Genomic DNA, 17,310 nt, shown 5'->3' with positions numbered 1-17,310 from the left:
GTGCAGTCCCGTCCCCTGCCGTCACGGCGGGCCTTTGCCGGCTTCCTCACCGCCGGGGCCGGCCTGGCCGCCCTCACAGCCTGCACTCCGGAAAGCTCCACGGCCTCGCCGGAGGTGTCCACGGCCACCCCGTCTCCCAGTACCGCGATGGCGTCCGAGCCTGCCGCGGTGACCCCCGCGGCCGCCGCATCCAGCACCCCGGCCAGCCCGCCGCCGTCGAGCGCTGCCGCGACAGGTTTCTCCCTCACCGATCCCGCCAGCCCGTGGGTGGTGGTCAACAAGCACCGCCCCCTCAATCCCCCGAACTACGTGCCGGCGGACCTGGTCCAGCCCGCAGTACGGCTCGCCGTCAGCGGCGAGGCCAGCATGGTGAACAGTACGACGGCGGCTGCCGCAGAAAAGATGTTTGGCGCTGCCGCAGCGGAGGGCGTCGTTATGACCCTGGCCTCCGGCTACCGTTCCTACACAACGCAGATCGCCACGTACAACGGCCATGTGGCGGGCAGCGGCCAGGCCGCCGCGGACCGCGCTTCGGCCCGCCCGGGCTTCTCCGAACACCAGACCGGCTGGGCGTTCGACATTGCCGACGGCGGCGGCGCCTGCAGCTTCCAACCGTGCTTCGCGGACCAGCCTGCGGCGATCTGGGCCAAGGCCAACGCGTACAAGTACGGCTTTGTTGTCCGGTATCCCTGGATGTTCCATGACACCACGGGCTATTTCTACGAGTCCTGGCACCTGCGGTACATCGGCGTCGATGCCGCGACCGACATGGCCACCCGGGGCATTTCCACGCTGGAAGAGTACTTCGGGCTGGAAGCCGCACCGGACTACCTGTGAGCTGCGTTTAAAAGGCACACGGCCCGTTTCCCTGGTACGCCGGGAAACGGGCCGTTGTGGTTGTCCTAGACGGAGAGCTGGCTGTTGGCGCCGAGGCGGTCCTTGACCACGGCAGCGAGACCCTTGCAGATCCGCTCAGCGGTCTCCATGTCTGCCGCTTCCACCATGACGCGAACCAGGGCTTCGGTGCCGGACGGGCGGAGCAGCACACGGCCGGTCTCGCCAAGTTCTTCCTCGGCTGCGGCCACAGCCGCCGCCACGCCTTCGTCCGTGGCAGCACGGGCCTTGTCCACGCCCTTGACGTTGATCATGAGCTGCGGCAGTTTATGCATGGCCGTGGCCAGTTCCTGGAGGCTGCGGCCGGTGAGCGCCACCTGGGATGCCAACTGCAGGCCGGTGAGGACGCCGTCGCCCGTGGTGGCGTAGTCGGAGAAGATCACGTGGCCGGACTGCTCCCCGCCAAGGTTGTACCCGCCGTCGCGCATTTCCTCCAACACGTAGCGGTCACCCACCGCGGTTTCGCGGATGGTGATGCCGGCCTCGCGCAGGGCGATCTTCAGGCCGAGGTTGCTCATGACCGTGGCCACCAGGATGTTGTCCTTGAGTTTGCCGGCCTTGTTGAGGGCCAGCGCCAGGATCGCCATGATCTGGTCGCCGTCTACCTCGTTGCCTTCATGGTCCACGGCCAGGCAGCGGTCGGCGTCGCCGTCGTGGGCGATCCCGAGGTCCGCGCCGTGCTTGACCACGGCTTCCTTCAGCGGTCCCAAATGGGTGGAGCCAACGCCTTCGTTGATGTTGAGGCCGTCCGGCTCCGCGCCGATCACCACGACATCGGCGCCGGCGTCCTTGAACACCTGCGGTGAACAACCACTTGCAGCGCCATGGGCGCAGTCCAGGACAACCTTGAGGCCGTCGAGCCGCTTGGGGAGCGTCTGGAGCAGGTGCACGATGTAGCGGTCTTCGGCGTCGGAGAAGCGCTGGATGCGTCCAACGTCACCGCCCACCGGCCGCTGCGGTTCCTTGCCAAGCTGCGCTTCGATGGCGTCTTCGACGTCGTCGGGAAGCTTTTGGCCGCCACGGGCAAAGAACTTGATCCCGTTATCCGGGGCGGGGTTGTGGGAGGCCGACAGCATGACGCCGAAATCGGCGTCGAGGTCCGCCACCAGGTAAGCGGCAGCAGGGGTTGGCAGCACGCCGGCGTCGTAGACGTCGACGCCGGAGCTGGACAGCCCCGCCTCAACGGCAGCGGCGAGGAACTCCCCACTGGCGCGGGGGTCCCTGGCGACGACGGCGCGTGGCCGCTTGCCATCGGTTGTGCGGTCATGGCCAAGTACGACGGCGGCGGCCTGGGCGAGCTGCATAGCCAGCTCCGCGGTGAGCAATCCGTTCGCGAGACCGCGCACGCCATCTGTTCCAAATAATCTAGACATCGGCTCAAGTTTAGACGACGGCGGCGCAGCGCCCGGCCACGGCACGTCCGGGAGCGTCACAAGCGTCGCTTAAACGGCGGAAGCCCGCCCCACCATATGGCGGGACGGGCTTCCGGTGAAGCGGGATTAACGCTTGGAGTACTGCTGGGCCTTGCGTGCCTTCTTGAGACCGGCCTTCTTACGCTCGATGACGCGGGCGTCACGGGTGAGGAAACCAGCCTTCTTGAGGGTGGGGCGGTTGTTCTCGACGTCGATCTCGTTCAGGGAACGAGCGATGCCGAGACGCAGTGCGCCAGCCTGGCCGGAGGGGCCACCGCCGTGGATGCGGGCGATGACGTCGTATGCACCTTCGAGGTCAAGAACGCGGAACGGCTCGTTGACATCCTGCTGGTGCAGCTTGTTCGGGAAGTAGTTGGCCAGCTCGCGGCCGTTGATGGTCCACTTGCCGGAACCCGGAACAACGCGAACGCGTGCAACGGCTTCCTTGCGGCGGCCAACAGCTGCACCGGCAACGGTCAGTGCCGGGCGCTCCTTCTTGGGCGCTTCCTCGGCGGGAGCGCTTTCAGAGGTGTAGCTGGTGAGGTTTTCCTCAGCCTCGACGGCTTCGGCGGTCAGTTCTTCGTTCTGAGCCACGATTCTCCTTGAATAAAAAGTTGTTTGGTGGCCAGGACTACTGGGCGACCTGGGTGATTTCGAAAGTCTTCGGCTGCTGTGCAGCGTGCGGGTGCTCCGGGCCTGCGTAGACCTTGAGCTTGCCCAGCTGCTGTGCGGCCAGGGAGTTCTTGGGGAGCATGCCCTTGATGGCCTTCTCAACAGCGCGAACCGGGTTCTTTTCCAGCAGTTCTGCGTAGTTGACGGAGGTCAGACCGCCCGGGTAGCCGGAGTGGCGGTATGCGCGCTTCTGCTCCAGCTTGGCACCGGTAAGGGCGACCTTTTCAGCGTTGATGATGATGACGAAGTCGCCCATGTCCATGTGGGACGCATAGGTCGGCTTGTGCTTTCCGCGCAGCAGTGTTGCGGTCTGGCTGGCAAGACGACCAAGGACAACATCGGTGGCGTCAATGACGTGCCACTGGCGGTTGATATCGCCGGGCTTCGGGGTGTACGTACGCACGGTTTTGCCTCGTTCTTGTTCTGGCGTTCATGTTTTAGGCGTCACGCATCAGCGCGCACCTACTATGTATGCGTTACCGGAGCAGAGGTGAGGGCTCTTTAGACCAGTCATCCCGGAACCTCGAAATGCTTCTTGAGTTACTGACCCTGCAACTGGATCCCCAATGGGCATGTGTGATCGAGATAGGACACGCACAACGACTATAAACAATACCGTCAGGCGGCACCCCGGGTCAAAATGGGGTATCCGCCCCCCGGGGACGTTCGCCGCGTGATGGAGACAAGATGACCAACGGGCCCGCCCTCCTGCTCCTCGCCACCCTCGCCGGACTCGCCTTGAGTCCCGTTGCCGAGTGGCTCATTGCACTGTGGCTGCCGCGGCTCGGCGGACTTCCCTCACTGAAGGTACGGATCACGACGGCGGCCGTCACCTCACTGCTGTTCGCTTTACTGACGTGGCGTTTTGGATTTTCCGCCGAACTGCCGGCATTTCTTTTACTGGCAGTCCTGGGCGTGCAGCTTTCCCGCATTGATTTCAGCCTGCATTTGCTGCCCAATCCCCTGGTGCTGCTCCTTTTAGGAGGCGGTTTGCTGCTGCTTGCGGGATCCGCGGCACTCGCTCCGGGTTGGCCGGACCTTCTGCGCGCCCTCGCGGGGAGCGCAATCCTGTTCGCCGGCTACCTGATTCTGGGACTTATTTCGCCGGGGAGCCTTGGAATGGGCGATGTGAAGCTCGCAGCACCCGTTGGACTGTACTTGGGGTACTTGGGTTGGCAGCAAGTACTCTACGGCGGACTACTGGGATTCGTGGTGGGCGGGGTGCTCACGGTGCTGATGTTACGCCTTGGCCGCAAGGAAAAAGCGGTGGAAACCGCCCACGGACCGGCCATGTTCCTGGCCACCCTGGGCGTCATTTTGGTACTCCAGTAGACAGTTGGCAGGTACCCGGACCGGACTCCTTTTGGGCCCTTTTCCGTAAGGCTACTGTCAAAACCAAGTAGTCCGACGGCTTCATTCCCGCGAAAACTGAGTACTCCCCTGCCCGCTTCCGGGTGGCCGGGTAATGCCCGTTTCGGCAATTCGAGTACGGCTACGCATTGTTCAGCTGCAGGCCCAGGGTGAATTCTTGATTTATCGAAATCCGAACCGCTAAGACAACACGGGGGTAGTTCGGAGGACGTAGCAAATTCATATAATTTGCGGACCTATATCTGAACAAACCAACTCACCAAAATTCATTCTGGGAAGGATTTTCCAATGTCTGCTCTCATGTTCACCATTACCTCGTACATCGCCGGCGTCAAGGACCGTTTCACCAAGGAAGAGAAGGGCGCGACGATGGTGGAATACGGCCTGATGGTCTCCCTGATCGCCATTGTCGTCATCGCCGGTTTGATCATCCTTGGCCCGGCAATCCGCGACCTCTTCATCGGCGTCGCCGGCAACCTGTAAAGCGCACGGACGGTTGGCTGCGATGGCGACTCCCGTCGCCGCCGCGGCCAACCTTTTCTTTAAGGGCACATTGCTGCTCGTCATTCTGGGTCTGGGAGACGGTCATGAAACCGAAAAGCAACGAGCGCGGCGCAGTAGCCGTGGAAATGGCAATTCTTTTACCTGTTCTACTGCTGATTCTGGTTGGAATTGTTGAGTTTGGACGCGCGCTCAACGTCCAGGTGTCACTGACACAGGCAGCCCGGGAAGGCGCCCGTCACGCCGCGGTCCACTATCAGGATGGCACTTTGGATGTCACTGGCACCGCGCTTGGTTCCGCGCCATCTCTCGACGGTCTCGGCGTGTCCGTCAGCGACAACGCATCCAGTTGCGCTCCCGGGTCAAACGTCACGGTAACAACCAGCGTCTCTCTGCCATCGATGTCAGGGTTCCTGGACGCTGGCTTCTTTGGCGCTCCGGGAATTTTTCCACTCAACATGACAGGCGTAGGAGTAATGCGATGCGGTGGCTGAAAAGGGTGGCGGCTCCAAATCCAGAGACGTCGGACCAGGACTCCAAGGAGCGTGGCGCAGCCACCGTGCTCGTCGCTGCCATGATGGTTGCTTTGCTGGGATTCGCAGCCTTGGCCGTCGATGTCGGTGCTCTTTACGCAGAAAAGGCTCAGCTCCAGAACGGAGCTGACGCCGCAGCCTTGGCGATCGCTACGGACTGCGCCGGCGGAAGTTGCGGCGACAGCACCGCTACCGGAAACCAGTTCGCCAACAACAACTCCAACGACAACACCAGCGGGGCGACGGTCAGCTTCCCGGCCGCAACGACGGTTCGCGTCGTCACCAACGCGCGGGACTCGGCAGGGGAAAACAGCTTCTCGCTATTCTTTGCACGCGTTCTGGGGTTCGAGACCACGCAGGTGGACGCTGAGGCTGAAGCATCCTGGGGTGCTCCTTCGTCCGCGACCACCTTACCTTGGACGGTGAGCGAGTGTGTCTTCAAGAAGTATCTTTCTCCAACCCAGCTCGCGTCGCTGAACTCCACTGGCACCTTTACGGGTGACCCCACGCCTACACACCTGTTGCTCCGTTACGACGAAAATGCACCAACCGTCCCCGGGTGTGCCGCGCAGAACGGTTACCAGCCTGGAGGCTTCGGTTGGCTGGTGACGGACACAGGATGTTCCACGGATATCTCGCTGGACTCTACAGTCAACGGCCAAACGGGCAATCACTACCCAAACAACGCCGCCTGCAATTCGGTTCTCACCAGCCTCCTGGATGAACCGAAACTCATCCCCCTTTTCAGCACAGCTACCGGCAATGGAAGCAACGCGAAATACACCTTGATCGGCTTCGCAGCATTCCAGGTAACCGGCTACAAGTTCAGCGGCTCTGGGGCCGTTGTCGATCCCCTTGCTCCCAGTTGCAACGGAAATTGCCGTGGGCTCCAGGGGTACTTCACCCGTTTCGTGTCCCTCGAAGAGGGCATGCAGGCAACCACAGGCGTTCCGAATTACGGCGCCTCGGTCGTCTCGCTCACCGAGTAGCCGCTGGAAGGGCTACTCCTCTACACAAAAAAACTCGAAGGAGTCGAAAGTGAAAGCACGCCTACTGGGAGGCATTGCAGCACTGCTGTTGGCAGTCATCGGTACCGTCTTGCTGGTTACCTATGTTCAGGGAGCCGACAAGCGGGCGCAGCAAGGGCTGGAACCCGTCAGTGTTCTCGTTATCAAGGAAAAGGTCCCCGCCGGCACCAAGGTCGAGGATCTCGGAAACAAGGTCAAATCTGAAACCCTGCCGCAGTCGGCAGTCGCGCAAGGGACAGTCAGCGCCCTCAGCGATCAAAAAGGGAAGGTGACGAGCGTCGATCTGCAACCGGGTGAGCAATTGCTCGGCGTAAAGCTGGTCAACCCCAACGAGCTCGTCCCTGGGACCGTCCCCGTCCCCGAAGGGCTACAGGAAACGACCTTCGTCCTCGCACCGGAGCGCATCCTGGGTGGCCGCATTGAAGCCGGTGACACCGTCACGGTCTATGCGTCGTTCAAGCTGGATGAGGCTGTACCTGCCGGTTCCGGCCTGCCCGCCCAGCTGACCGGGTGGAAGGACTTCACCGAACTGCTTTACCACGACGTGGTCGTCACTGCTGTTCAGCAGGCTGCTCCGGAGGCTGAGAAATCTGCCGGCACAGACAAGGGCGTTGCGCTTCCGAACGGCTCTGCCTACGTGACTGTTGCTGTCAGTGACGCAAACGCCGCCAAGATGGTCTTTGGTGCCGAATTCGGCTCACTCTGGCTGTCCAAGCAGACAGACAAGACGGTTAAGAGCGATCCCCCGACAACTACCTTCGGAGGGCTGGTCCAATGAGCCGCTTCGTAGCTATCACCGCCGTCCGCGATTTTGAAGGGCGGGTGCGTCAAGCCATCTCCGGCGCAATGCATGGCGACCTTCAAACGCTGTCCCCTGACGTACTCCAGGGTGGAACCGACGATGTCTTCAAACAGCTGACAGGGGCCCCGCCTGAGGTCATGATCCTTGGTCCAGGCGTGAACCCAACTGATGCCCTCAAACTCGCCACTGTGTTCGATCTCCAGTACCCGGAGATCAGTCTGCTACTGGTGTCTGTCCCCGAACCTGACCTTGTCCTGCGGGCGATGCATGCCGGAGTCCGCGATATTGTTTCTCCGGAAATCGAGGTTCACGAGCTACGTGTGCTGCTTGAACGGGCCTGTCTGGCTGCTGCCAGCCGCCGGCGCGGCATGCAACCCGCGGCTGAGCCCGGCCAGGATCGCGGCAGGGTCATCGCAGTCATGTCGCCCAAGGGAGGCGTGGGTAAGACTACCGTGGCCACCAACCTTGCCGTTGGTCTTGGTGCTGTGGCCCCGATGGGAGTAGTCATCGTCGATCTGGACCTTCAGTTTGGAGATGTAGCGTCTGGTCTTTTGCTCGAGCCTGAACACTCCATCACCGAGGCCGTGCATGGCCCTGCCGCGCAGGACTCGATGGTGCTCAAGGCCTTCCTTACCGTCCATCCGGCCGGGATCTATGCGCTCTGTGCACCCCGCAAGCCGTCCGAATCGGATTACATCACCGCCGAACATGTCTCACGGCTGCTCAACCAGCTGGCTACTGAGTTCAAATACGTGGTGGTTGATACCGCTCCTGGCCTCGGTGAACACTGTCTGGCCACGTTGGAATTGGCAACAGACGGTGTCTGGGTATGTGGGATGGACGTTCCAAGCATCCGTGGACTGCGGAAGTCCTTCAGCGTGCTCAAAGAGCTGCAGCTTCTACCGCAGGGACGCCATACCGTCCTCAATTTCGCCGACAGGAAGAGCGGCATTTCCGTCCAGGATGTCGAGGCTACTATCGGTGTTCCGATTGACACCGTGATCCCTCGGTCCAGAAATCTTCCCTTCTCAACGAACCGCGGGGTGCCCGTCCTTCAAGGAACCACAAGGGACGCCGCCTTCAAGGGCCTGAAGAAGCTCGTGGAGCGGTTCGATCCCCGATTGGCGGCAACCCCTCAGAACAAGCTGCACCGAAGGGTAGTGGTGTCATGAAACTCTCAGAGAGACTGACCAAGAACAATCCATTGACCGCAGTGGAGGTCGCTTCGGGGTCGCCTGAGCCGGGTAACGCGAGCATGGAAGCAGCCTCCGCTTTGCCGCTCTCGACCCCGGCGGCACCGATGCTCGGCGGGCAACTCTCGGCACCGGCCGTTGATGCCCTGGCAGGCCTGAAGCAGCGGGCTGCGTCGGCGCTGTTTGAACGAATGGGCACACGAAGCAGCGACGCATCAGCATCCGAAGAGGAGCTCAGGTCCTTTGCTGTTGATGAACTTTCGGCGTTCATCGACGATGAGCAGGTGCCCCTGTCACCCGAGGAACGTCGACGGCTGATACGGGAAATCTCGGACGAGGTAATGGGCTATGGCCCACTCCAACGATTGCTGGAGGATCCTTCTGTCACGGAAGTCATGGTCAACCGCTTCGATCAGATCTACGTTGAACGCCACGGACACTTGGCCTTGACCGATCTACAGTTCAGTTCCGACGAACACCTGCGCAAAGTCATCGAGAGAATCGTCTCCAAAGTCGGCCGTCGAATCGATGAGTCTTCTCCGCTGGTGGATGCCCGGCTGGAGGATGGCTCGCGCGTCAACGCGATCATCCCTCCGCTGGCTGTGAACGGTCCGTCGCTCACCATCAGGAAGTTCAGCCATGTTCCGCTCACAGTGCGCAATCTCATCGAGTGGGGTTCCATGAGTCACGAAATGGCGGAGTTGCTCAGTGCCTGTGTGCTCGCACGGCTGAACATCATAGTGTCCGGAGGTACGGGCACCGGTAAGACCACACTCCTCAATGTTCTCTCCTCCTTCATCCCGGAGTCGGACAGGATTGTGACCATCGAGGATGCCGTTGAACTCCAATTGCAACAACGGCATATTGTACGACTGGAGAGCCGACCGCCAAACATCGAAGGCAAAGGCGCTGTCACCATTCGCGATCTGGTTCGCAACTCGCTGCGCATGCGGCCCGACCGGATCATTGTCGGCGAAGTCCGTGGCGGGGAGTCGTTGGACATGCTCCAAGCCATGAACACCGGTCACGATGGCTCGCTGTCCACTGTCCATGCCAACTCGCCCCGGGATGCCATAGCGCGTCTGGAGACGCTGGTCTTGATGGCTGGGATGGACCTGCCCCTGCGTGCCATCAGAGAGCAAGTGTCTTCTGCCGTGGATCTCATCGTGCAGGTGACGAGGCTTCGTGACGGCACGCGGCGGGTGACACACGTTACTGAGGTCCAGGGCATGGAAGGAGATGTCGTAACGCTTCAGGACTCCTTCTTATTCGACTATTCGGCCGGACTTGATGCTCAAGGGCGTTTCCTTGGGCGTGCTCTTCCAACCGGTATACGCCCACGGTTTCTCGACAGGTTTTCTGAGTTGGGCATCCACGTGTCTCCGTCTGTCTTTGGCGTAGGTCCCGTCCCGGTCGGGAGGCGATGAGAATGGACTCGCCAATCCTTTTTGTCTCGTCGATTGCTTTGTGCTTTGCGGCCCTGCTTGTGGTGTTCATCTTTGTACTGAAACCCCGCAATGGACGGATACCCCTGGAACGGCGGCGTGACGGTGTCGTTCCGGACAGTTCTACCGTTGGCCGGGTTTCCCAATCAGCTGTTCAGTTCGTCGACACAGCAATGGGACGGTCCGGCGGGCCCTTCAACAGGGAGGTTCTGTACATGGCGGGCGTCAAGCAGGCCCCTGCCGATTTCACTGTCATGGTCGCTTTAGCTACGGTCATCGTCGGGGTCTTGGCTTCCCTGCTGCTGAACCTGTTGGTGGGAATCCTGCTTGCCATCGCAACGCCCTTCATTGCCAAGTTGGTCCTGGCCCTCAAGACCGGGAAACGACGCAGCGTCTTTGATTCCCAAATGACCGACACCATCCAGATGTTGATCGGTGGCCTTCGAGTCGGGCACAGCATCATGCGCTCCCTTGAAGCTGCGGCCCAAGAGGCCCAGGCCCCCACATCCGAGGAACTCAGCAGGATCGTCAACGAAGTGCGGATCGGAAAAGATCCCCGCCAAGCCCTTGAGGACTGTGCCGATCGCATGGACAGTGACGACTTCCGCTGGATTGGGCAAGCCATCCAGATCAACAGGGAAGTGGGCGGTGACTTGGCAGAAGTTCTCGACCAAGTCAGTGGCACGATTCGTGAACGAAGTGAAATCAAGGCGCATGTCAAAGCGCTCAGCGCTGAAGGCAAAATCTCTGCCTACATCCTCATGGCCCTGCCGGTCGGCGTTGGCCTGATCCTGACGGTTATGAATCCAAAGTACATGTCCATCTTCGTCACGAATATTTGGGGCATCGGGATGCTCGTCGTCAGCGCCATCTTGTTCGTCATTGGCGGCTTCTGGATGAGCCGCACTGTGAAGATCAAATTCTAGGAGTACGTCATGAGTCCCATCGCATGGCTGATCATCGCTACCATCGTTCTTCCTGTCGCCTACTTCGTGTGGTCCTTGTCGGCCATAGACCGCAAGGGCGTCGTAGCCATTCACACGAATCTGGGGTCGGGCTTCGCCCAAGGTGCCGGAGTCAGTATTCAGCGCACACCGCTAATGCTCGGGGTGGCCCGCAAACTAACCCCGGGCAGTTACGAAGCCAAGATCGATCACTGGCTTGCTCTGGCCGGACGACCAAAATCCATGCCATTGACAAAGGTCATAGCGCTTAAGCCCACCCTGGCTCTTGCCGGCGCTGTGTTCGGCATTTTGCTGATTCTCGCCGGGCCAAGCCCCCTGAGCATCGGATTTACGCTGTTCCTGACGGCGTTGCTGTATTTTTTGCCGGACCTGCTGGTCTACAACACGGGCATTAAGCGTCAGGAAGCAATCCAACTGGAATTCGCCAATACCCTCGACCAGATGCTGATCTCCGTCGAAGCCGGCCTCGGCTTCGAAGCGGCAATTGAACGGGCCTCAACCTACGGGGCAGGACCGTTGGCGCATGAACTGATGCGCACCCTGCAGGACATTCAGGTGGGCCGGCCCAGACAGGAGGCCTACGAAGCTTTAGCAGAGCGCTGTGTGGCAGCCGATATCCGTAGCTTTGTGCTGGCTGTCATCCAGGCAGACAAATACGGCATCGGCATTGCCAACGTGCTTAGGGCCCAAGCCAAGCAGGCTCGCGTTAAACGGCGACAAGTTGCGGAAGAGAAAGCCATGAAACTGCCCGTCAAGGTACTTTTCCCGCTTCTCTTCTCCATCTTTCCGGTGCTCTTCATCGTCCTTCTCGGACCGGCTGTCATCAAAATCTTCGAGGCTTTCAGCTGAGCCTGGCCAGCGGGAAATAGACCGGCCCTCCGCGGATCCCAGACCGCGGACGGCCACAACGGCCCCCTTCCGGTACCCAGAGCCGGGAGGGGGTCCTCCAATGTCCGGGCCCAGCCACCCGGACCCGACCGTAGACAGCGGACTACTCCCGCTTGGCCCGCGTCAACTCCGCCCGGGCCAGCAACTCGTCATTGGATGGGTAGGCCACTTCTTCCAGGACCAACGGGTGCGGGGCCGCCAGCAAGGACTTCGGATCCCGGGCGCGGGCCAGCAACCGCTCGTGCAACCAGGCCGGAGGTTCCAGGCCCTCCCCCACCCGCAAGGTGGAGCCCACAAGGGAGCGCACCATGTTGTGGCAGAAGGCATCGGCCTGCACCGTGGCAACGATGATTCCGTCCGGACCGCGGTCAAAGGAGAAGCGCTGCAACTCGCGGATGGTGGTCGCACCTTCGCGGGGCTTGCAGTAGGAACGGAAGTCCTGCAGGCCAAGCAGCAGTGATGCCCCGGCGTTCATCAAGGCCACGTCCAATGGGACCTTATGCCACAGCGTGATCCCACGAAGCACCGGGTCCCAACGCTCGGTGCCGTCGGCAATCCGGTAGCTGTAACGACGCCACAGGGCTGAGAAGCGGGCGTCGAATCCGGCAGGCGCCAGACCGGCGTCGTGCACTTCGATGGAACCAGTGAGGTCGCCAAGAACCCGGCTCAACGCGCCGCGAAGGCGACGCAGCAGCGAAACGGAAGGATCGACGTCGTGCCCCCGCGTCAGGCCGAACCACTCCGCGGAAGTGAAGTCGACGTGGACAACCTGCCCGCGGGCGTGGACGCCAGCGTCCGTGCGCCCCGCGACCGTGACCCGCACGGGCCGCCGCACCAACAACTCAAGTGCGTCCTCGAGCGCACCCTGGACAGTCAGAAGTCCCGGTTGCACGGCCCAGCCATTGAACGGACCACCGTCGTAAGAGAGGTCCATCCGGATACGCAAAAACCCGCCGCCCTCAGAAACGGGGGCAGCGGGTTTTTGTTGATTCATAGACCCAAGTCTACTGAATTACTTCTTGTCCTCTTCGGCCGGAGCCTCTTCGGTCTGAGCTTCTTCAGTCTCGGCTTCGGGGGCCTCGGCAGCTTCAGCTTCGGGAGCCTCAGCAGCTTCGGTCTCTACAACCTCTTCCTCAGCAGGAGCTTCGGCTGCCGGAGCAGCCTGGGCAGCAGCGGCAGAAGCTTCAGCAACTACAGCCTGCTTGGGGGAAACGGGCTCGAGAACGAGTTCGATGACAGCCATGGGAGCGTTGTCGCCCTTGCGGTTGCCGATCTTGGTGATACGGGTGTAGCCACCATCGCGGTTCTCAACGGCGCTGGCGATGTCGGTGAACAGCTCGTGGACGATGCCCTTGTTGCTGATCAGGCCGAGAACGCGGCGGCGGGAAGCGAGGTCGCCACGCTTGGCGAAGGTGACCAGACGCTCTGCGTACGGCTTGAGGCGCTTGGCCTTGGTAACCGTAGTGGTGATGCGCTTGTGCTCGAAGAGCGAAGCTGCCAGGTTCGCGAGCATCAGGCGCTCGTGAGCCGGGCCGCCTCCGAGGCGCGGACCCTTAGTGGGGGTAGGCATAGTTATTTCTCCTGTTGTGTAAGCCGGCCGGATCCATCACTGGACCCGTCGACCAAGATCTGCTTGTTAGAGCTCGTCGTCGCTGAACGCGGCGTCGTCCTCTTCGATGGCTGCGGCGCGGGCTGCGAGGTCGAAACCGGGAGGGGAGTCCTTCAGGGACAGACCCAGTTCCACGAGCTTTGCCTTGACCTCGTCGATGGACTTCGCACCGAAGTTGCGGATGTCCATCAGGTCAGCCTCGGAGCGGGCAACGAGTTCACCCACGGTGTGGATGCCCTCACGCTTGAGGCAGTTGTAGGAACGGACCGTCAGGTCCAGATCCTCGATCGGCAGAGCCATGTCAGCTGCCAGGGCAGCGTCTGTGGGCGACGGGCCGATCTCGATACCTTCAGCTGCGGTGTTCAGCTCACGGGCCAGACCGAACAGTTCCACCAGGGTGGTGCCTGCAGAAGCAACAGCGTCGCGCGGAGCGATAGCCTGCTTGGTCTCGACGTCGACAATGAGCTTGTCGAAGTCGGTGCGCTGCTCAACACGGGTAGCTTCCACGCGGAAAGTTACCTTCATGACCGGCGAGTAGATCGAGTCGACCGGGATACGGCCGATCTCGGAGTCGCCGGACTTGTTCTGAGCTGCCGAAACGTAGCCACGGCCGCGCTCGATGGTCAGTTCGAGTTCGAACTTGCCCTTCGAGTTCAGGGTGGCAATGTGCAGATCCGGGTTGTGGAATTCGACGCCGGCCGGCGGAGCGATGTCCGCGGCGGTGACGACTCCGGGGCCCTGCTTGCGCAGGTACGCAACAACCGGCTCATCGTGCTCGGAGGAAACCGAAAGGTTCTTGATGTTCAGGATGATCTCGGTGACATCTTCCTTGACACCCGGAACCGTGGTGAACTCGTGCAGCACGCCATCGATCCGGATGCTGGTAACAGCGGCACCGGGGATGGAGGAGAGCAGGGTACGGCGGAGGGAGTTTCCGAGGGTGTAACCGAAGCCCGGCTCCAGCGGTTCAATGATGAAACGGGAGCGGTTCTCGGCTACAACTTCTTCAGACAGGGTGGGGCGCTGTGCAATGAGCACTTAGGTTTCCTTTCAGCGAGCATCCGCTATATGACGCAACACAGGTGGTGGAAATCGGCTTCGGTTTCCAGCCTGACCAGCCGGACCATGCTTGCGAAAGGACATCCCTTCACAAGCAGGCCCGGCCGTCAGGCAGGTAGAACCTAATTAGACGCGGCGGCGCTTCGGCGGGCGGCAACCGTTGTGGGCGCTGGGGGTGACGTCCTGGATGGAGCCAACCTCGAGGCCAGCAGCCTGAAGCGAACGGATTGCGGTTTCGCGTCCCGAACCCGGGCCCTTGACGAAAACGTCAACCTTGCGCAGACCGTGCTCCTGGGCACGCTTTGCAGCAGCCTCAGCAGCCATCTGGGCAGCGAACGGGGTGGACTTACGGGAGCCCTTGAAGCCAACCTCACCGGCGGAAGCCCAGGAGATCACAGCGCCAGTCGGGTCCGTGATGGACACGATGGTGTTGTTAAAGGTGCTCTTGATGTGCGCCTGTCCAAGCGCAATATTCTTCTTATCCTTGCGACGCGGCTTACGAACCGCTCCACGAGTCTTCGGGGGCATTGTTTCTCCTACAGAAAGTTATCGGGGGAAAACCAGGTCAATCCCTTTGGGATTAACGTCCGGCCTTCTTCTTGCCGGCGACGGTGCGCTTCGGGCCCTTGCGGGTACGAGCGTTGGTCTTCGTACGCTGACCGCGTACGGGCAGGCCCTTGCGGTGGCGCAGGCCTTCGTAGCTGCCGATCTCAACCTTGCGGCGGATGTCAGCGGCTACCTCGCGGCGAAGGTCACCCTCAACCTTGTAGTTGCCTTCAATGTAGTCACGCAGCTGGACCAGCTCGGCGTCAGTCAGGTCCTTGACGCGAACGTCAGGGCTGATGCCGGTGGCAGCCAGGGTTTCGTGTGCACGGGTCTTGCCCACGCCGTAGATGTAAGTAAGCGCAATTTCCAACCGCTTTTCGCGGGGAATGTCTACGCCAGCGAGACGAGCCATAGTGGCGGTACTCCTTGAATAAACCGGAGGTCGTAGGCAGTACACCCGCACTGTCAGTGCGGCCCCAGCCTCCGACCGGGGGTACGCTGTCCGGGCTCTGTACTTCTGTCCCAGCTCAGCTTGTGCTGCCTTTATTTACTTGCGTGGGTTAGCAACCCAGGTTTGCCCTTGCGGGCGCTGATTCCCTTGCGGGGAATTAGCCCTGGCGCTGCTTGTGGCGCGGGTTCTCGCAGATCACCATGACCCGGCCGTTACGGCGGATCACTTTGCACTTGTCGCAGATCTGCTTGACGCTCGGCTTGACCTTCATGGCGTTCCTTTGCGTGTTTTGCAGTTGATCTGCTGGAGCGGCGCGGGACATGCCCTGCCGCCCAGCAATTTACTTGTAGCGGTAGACGATACGACCACGTGTGAGGTCGTATGGGCTCAGCTCCACCACTACGCGGTCCTCGGGGAGGATTCGAATGTAGTGCTGACGCATCTTCCCAGAGATGTGTGCGAGCACGATGTGCTTGTTGGTCAGCTCAACACGAAACATCGCGTTGGGCAGCGCCTCAGTCACAACGCCCTCGATCTCAATGACCCCGTCCTTCTTGGCCATATCCTCCGCTAACTGTTGTTTGCCGCAGTCCTCCGGTAGGCACCGGCGATCCAGCGGACGTTTTTTGTTTGCTTGGCCCTCTTGGAACCACCACACCAAAAAGGGCGTGGCTGTACAGACAACCAACAGACAACTTTACGCCACTGGGGCGTGAAAGTTAAATCCGTTCATGGTAGCGCACCTTTTCCGCCCCGTCACTCCCCGTCGTCCCGGTAGGCAGGGAAGCTGCCGGCCGCCGTCGTGATGCTTTCAGCCGACGTGACGCCGTCCAGAATCGCCAGGCGGACCGCTTCTGCCGCGGCGCTTTGGAGCGTGATGAGCGAGACCTGCCGCGCCTGCTCACTGCTGCGGTCAAGCCCGACGGCGCCAGTCGCCAACGCGAACACGGTGTCACCGTCGGCGAGGGTGTGGGAAGGATCAAGCGCCCGGGCCAGCCCCGCGTGGCCCGACGAAGCAGTCCGCCTGCACTCCGCTACATCCAGAATTGCATTCGTAGCGATGACGACAAGCGTGGTGTTGAGTCCCTGAGGTGGGGCCAGCGGGTCTGCGACCCTCTGCGCGCTCGGTCGTTCCTCCCCAACGGCCCCCTCGCCTCGCAAGCTCGGCCAGGGAACCCCGCCGTCGTGGCCCCACCTTAGACGCGCGCTGCCGGGTCCCAGCCCCACTGGCATCCCGAGCGCGTTAACCACCGCCAGCGCACCTACAATGACGCCACGGTCAAGCGTGATCGAGGATGTACCTATTCCGCCCTTGAACTGCCCTCGGGCAACAACGGCACCGGTTCCCGCACCAACGTTTCCACGCACGACGGCGGCATGGTCGCCTGAGGCAAAGGCTGCGGCGGCTGCCTGGTAGCCCATGTCCTCGTCGGGTCGGGCGCGCACGTCGCCACCGCGTCCGAGGTCGAAGATGGCCGCCGCCGGGACTATCGGAACCACGGTCCCGGGAACGGCGAAACCCCTCCCTTGCTCCTCGCACCATCGCTGGGCCCCATGGGCGGTTACCAGGCCGAAGGCGCTCCCACCGGTGAGGACCACGGCATCCACTGTGGATACGAGCGTCGTTGGATCCAGCGCATCGGTCTCGTGCGTCCCCGGCCCGCCGCCGCGGACATCCACGGACCCGACAGTCCCTGGCGGCGGCAGGACCACGGTCACCCCGCTAATCCACCCCTCACCAATCCTCTGGACATGGCCCACGCGAATACCCGCAACGTCTGTGATCTGACCCATGGCTCCATTCTGCACCTCAACCGCCGCCGCCAAGCGGGAGCCCGGACTCACAGACGAACACCCGGGGAACGCTCCGTAAACGGCCCCGGAAAGGTAAGCCAACTATCGCTTCAGGAGCCCGGTTTGCCGCAATCCCCGCGGGTCGTT

General features: G+C 61.5%; 21 protein-coding genes. 10 read left to right on the top strand and 11 right to left on the bottom strand.

Going from position 1 to position 17,310, the window contains the following annotated elements:
• Complete coding sequence (locus tag ACSVIE_RS03570) at window positions 1–837, top strand: M15 family metallopeptidase (protein ID WP_442423022.1); 837 nt, start codon at window positions 1–3, stop codon at window positions 835–837.
• A gap of 65 nt (window positions 838–902) precedes the next feature.
• Here the strand turns inward: ACSVIE_RS03570 and glmM are convergent, their stop codons facing one another.
• From glmM to rplM, 3 genes are all read right to left on the bottom strand, one after another.
• On the bottom strand, window positions 903–2,267 hold the full coding sequence (gene glmM, locus ACSVIE_RS03565; RefSeq protein ID WP_442423021.1) for a phosphoglucosamine mutase: 1,365 nt from the start codon (window positions 2,265–2,267) through the stop codon (window positions 903–905).
• 126 nt (window positions 2,268–2,393) lie between these two features.
• The gene (gene rpsI, locus ACSVIE_RS03560; protein ID WP_442423020.1) at window positions 2,394–2,900 is read right to left on the bottom strand and encodes a 30S ribosomal protein S9; all 507 of its coding nucleotides are present in this window, start codon (window positions 2,898–2,900) and stop codon (window positions 2,394–2,396) included.
• Window positions 2,901–2,937: 37 nt separating this feature from the next.
• Window positions 2,938–3,381: a 50S ribosomal protein L13 gene (gene rplM / locus ACSVIE_RS03555; RefSeq protein WP_426003598.1), complete on the bottom strand. Its 444-nt coding sequence runs from the start codon at window positions 3,379–3,381 to the stop codon at window positions 2,938–2,940.
• A gap of 284 nt (window positions 3,382–3,665) precedes the next feature.
• Here rplM and ACSVIE_RS03550 point away from each other — a divergent pair, with 284 nt between their 5' ends.
• The 9 genes from ACSVIE_RS03550 (at window position 3,666) to ACSVIE_RS03510 (ending at window position 11,665) form a co-directional block, all read left to right on the top strand.
• Window positions 3,666–4,310 carry a prepilin peptidase gene (locus ACSVIE_RS03550; protein ID WP_442423019.1) on the top strand — a complete coding sequence of 215 codons (645 nt, stop codon included), beginning with the start codon at window positions 3,666–3,668 and terminating at the stop codon, window positions 4,308–4,310.
• 327 nt (window positions 4,311–4,637) lie between these two features.
• Window positions 4,638–4,832: a Flp family type IVb pilin gene (locus tag ACSVIE_RS03545; protein WP_426003601.1), complete on the top strand. Its 195-nt coding sequence runs from the start codon at window positions 4,638–4,640 to the stop codon at window positions 4,830–4,832.
• A 104-nt stretch (window positions 4,833–4,936) separates the two neighbouring features.
• The gene (locus ACSVIE_RS03540; protein WP_426003602.1) at window positions 4,937–5,344 is read left to right on the top strand and encodes a TadE/TadG family type IV pilus assembly protein; all 408 of its coding nucleotides are present in this window, start codon (window positions 4,937–4,939) and stop codon (window positions 5,342–5,344) included.
• On the top strand, window positions 5,332–6,372 hold the full coding sequence (locus ACSVIE_RS03535; RefSeq protein ID WP_426003604.1) for a pilus assembly protein TadG-related protein: 1,041 nt from the start codon (window positions 5,332–5,334) through the stop codon (window positions 6,370–6,372). Before ACSVIE_RS03540 ends, ACSVIE_RS03535 begins: the two co-directional genes overlap by 13 nt.
• Window positions 6,373–6,421: 49 nt before the next feature.
• Window positions 6,422–7,189 (top strand): Flp pilus assembly protein CpaB, encoded by a 768-nt coding sequence (cpaB, locus tag ACSVIE_RS03530; protein WP_426003605.1) that lies wholly within the window; start codon window positions 6,422–6,424, stop codon window positions 7,187–7,189.
• Window positions 7,186–8,385: an AAA family ATPase gene (locus tag ACSVIE_RS03525; protein WP_442423018.1), complete on the top strand. Its 1,200-nt coding sequence runs from the start codon at window positions 7,186–7,188 to the stop codon at window positions 8,383–8,385. Before cpaB ends, ACSVIE_RS03525 begins: the two co-directional genes overlap by 4 nt.
• 128 nt (window positions 8,386–8,513) lie before the next feature.
• The gene (locus ACSVIE_RS03520; RefSeq protein ID WP_442423070.1) at window positions 8,514–9,833 is read left to right on the top strand and encodes a CpaF family protein; all 1,320 of its coding nucleotides are present in this window, start codon (window positions 8,514–8,516) and stop codon (window positions 9,831–9,833) included.
• A 2-nt stretch (window positions 9,834–9,835) separates the two neighbouring features.
• Window positions 9,836–10,777: a type II secretion system F family protein gene (locus ACSVIE_RS03515; protein WP_442423017.1), complete on the top strand. Its 942-nt coding sequence runs from the start codon at window positions 9,836–9,838 to the stop codon at window positions 10,775–10,777.
• Window positions 10,778–10,786: 9 nt separating this feature from the next.
• Window positions 10,787–11,665, top strand: a complete 879-nt coding sequence (locus ACSVIE_RS03510; protein ID WP_426003610.1) for a type II secretion system F family protein — start codon at window positions 10,787–10,789, stop codon at window positions 11,663–11,665.
• A gap of 142 nt (window positions 11,666–11,807) precedes the next feature.
• On the opposite strand, the gene ACSVIE_RS03505 is transcribed toward ACSVIE_RS03510, so the two are convergent.
• The 8 genes from ACSVIE_RS03505 to ACSVIE_RS03470 all read right to left on the bottom strand — a co-directional run bounded on the left by ACSVIE_RS03505 (window position 11,808) and on the right by ACSVIE_RS03470 (window position 17,163).
• Complete coding sequence (locus ACSVIE_RS03505) at window positions 11,808–12,698, bottom strand: tRNA pseudouridine synthase A (protein ID WP_442423016.1); 891 nt, start codon at window positions 12,696–12,698, stop codon at window positions 11,808–11,810.
• Between the two features lie 18 nt (window positions 12,699–12,716).
• Window positions 12,717–13,274 (bottom strand): 50S ribosomal protein L17, encoded by a 558-nt coding sequence (gene rplQ / locus ACSVIE_RS03500; RefSeq protein ID WP_426003613.1) that lies wholly within the window; start codon window positions 13,272–13,274, stop codon window positions 12,717–12,719.
• Between the two features lie 66 nt (window positions 13,275–13,340).
• Window positions 13,341–14,351 carry a DNA-directed RNA polymerase subunit alpha gene (locus tag ACSVIE_RS03495; protein WP_347108054.1) on the bottom strand — a complete coding sequence of 337 codons (1,011 nt, stop codon included), beginning with the start codon at window positions 14,349–14,351 and terminating at the stop codon, window positions 13,341–13,343.
• A gap of 147 nt (window positions 14,352–14,498) precedes the next feature.
• Entirely contained in the window at window positions 14,499–14,900 is a 402-nt protein-coding gene (gene rpsK / locus ACSVIE_RS03490; protein ID WP_021472435.1) for a 30S ribosomal protein S11, read from the bottom strand.
• A gap of 52 nt (window positions 14,901–14,952) precedes the next feature.
• On the bottom strand, window positions 14,953–15,330 hold the full coding sequence (gene rpsM / locus ACSVIE_RS03485; protein ID WP_021472434.1) for a 30S ribosomal protein S13: 378 nt from the start codon (window positions 15,328–15,330) through the stop codon (window positions 14,953–14,955).
• A gap of 196 nt (window positions 15,331–15,526) precedes the next feature.
• Complete coding sequence (gene rpmJ / locus ACSVIE_RS03480) at window positions 15,527–15,640, bottom strand: 50S ribosomal protein L36 (protein WP_011775570.1); 114 nt, start codon at window positions 15,638–15,640, stop codon at window positions 15,527–15,529.
• A gap of 69 nt (window positions 15,641–15,709) precedes the next feature.
• Window positions 15,710–15,931 (bottom strand): translation initiation factor IF-1, encoded by a 222-nt coding sequence (infA, locus tag ACSVIE_RS03475; protein ID WP_009358723.1) that lies wholly within the window; start codon window positions 15,929–15,931, stop codon window positions 15,710–15,712.
• A gap of 194 nt (window positions 15,932–16,125) precedes the next feature.
• Entirely contained in the window at window positions 16,126–17,163 is a 1,038-nt protein-coding gene (locus ACSVIE_RS03470; protein WP_442423015.1) for a P1 family peptidase, read from the bottom strand.
• Window positions 17,164–17,310: the final 147 nt, after the last annotated feature.

The sequence above is a fragment of the Paenarthrobacter sp. NCHU4564 genome (genome assembly GCF_052156435.1).
GTDB lineage: Bacteria > Actinomycetota > Actinomycetes > Actinomycetales > Micrococcaceae > Arthrobacter.
Note: the sequence above shows the minus strand (reverse complement) of the source record. Positions and strands in the feature narration are given on the sequence as shown.

Excerpts from the sequence above, each read along its gene's own strand:
- rplQ (WP_426003613.1), bottom strand. The coding sequence starts at position 13,274 with ATGCCTACCCCCACTAAGGGTCCGCGCCTCGGAGGCGGCCCGGCTCAC.
- ACSVIE_RS03545 (WP_426003601.1), top strand. The coding sequence starts at position 4,638 with ATGTCTGCTCTCATGTTCACCATTACCTCGTACATCGCCGGCGTCAAG.
- ACSVIE_RS03515 (WP_442423017.1), top strand. The coding sequence starts at position 9,836 with ATGGACTCGCCAATCCTTTTTGTCTCGTCGATTGCTTTGTGCTTTGCG.
- ACSVIE_RS03510 (WP_426003610.1), top strand. The coding sequence starts at position 10,787 with ATGAGTCCCATCGCATGGCTGATCATCGCTACCATCGTTCTTCCTGTC.
- rpsK (WP_021472435.1), bottom strand. The coding sequence starts at position 14,900 with ATGCCCCCGAAGACTCGTGGAGCGGTTCGTAAGCCGCGTCGCAAGGAT.
- ACSVIE_RS03535 (WP_426003604.1), top strand. The coding sequence starts at position 5,332 with ATGCGGTGGCTGAAAAGGGTGGCGGCTCCAAATCCAGAGACGTCGGAC.
- glmM (WP_442423021.1), bottom strand. The coding sequence starts at position 2,267 with ATGTCTAGATTATTTGGAACAGATGGCGTGCGCGGTCTCGCGAACGGA.
- rpsM (WP_021472434.1), bottom strand. The coding sequence starts at position 15,330 with ATGGCTCGTCTCGCTGGCGTAGACATTCCCCGCGAAAAGCGGTTGGAA.
- rpmJ (WP_011775570.1), bottom strand. The coding sequence starts at position 15,640 with ATGAAGGTCAAGCCGAGCGTCAAGCAGATCTGCGACAAGTGCAAAGTG.
- ACSVIE_RS03550 (WP_442423019.1), top strand. The coding sequence starts at position 3,666 with ATGACCAACGGGCCCGCCCTCCTGCTCCTCGCCACCCTCGCCGGACTC.
- ACSVIE_RS03505 (WP_442423016.1), bottom strand. The coding sequence starts at position 12,698 with ATGAATCAACAAAAACCCGCTGCCCCCGTTTCTGAGGGCGGCGGGTTT.
- ACSVIE_RS03520 (WP_442423070.1), top strand. The coding sequence starts at position 8,514 with ATGCTCGGCGGGCAACTCTCGGCACCGGCCGTTGATGCCCTGGCAGGC.
- ACSVIE_RS03525 (WP_442423018.1), top strand. The coding sequence starts at position 7,186 with ATGAGCCGCTTCGTAGCTATCACCGCCGTCCGCGATTTTGAAGGGCGG.
- ACSVIE_RS03540 (WP_426003602.1), top strand. The coding sequence starts at position 4,937 with ATGAAACCGAAAAGCAACGAGCGCGGCGCAGTAGCCGTGGAAATGGCA.
- infA (WP_009358723.1), bottom strand. The coding sequence starts at position 15,931 with ATGGCCAAGAAGGACGGGGTCATTGAGATCGAGGGCGTTGTGACTGAG.
- ACSVIE_RS03470 (WP_442423015.1), bottom strand. The coding sequence starts at position 17,163 with ATGGGTCAGATCACAGACGTTGCGGGTATTCGCGTGGGCCATGTCCAG.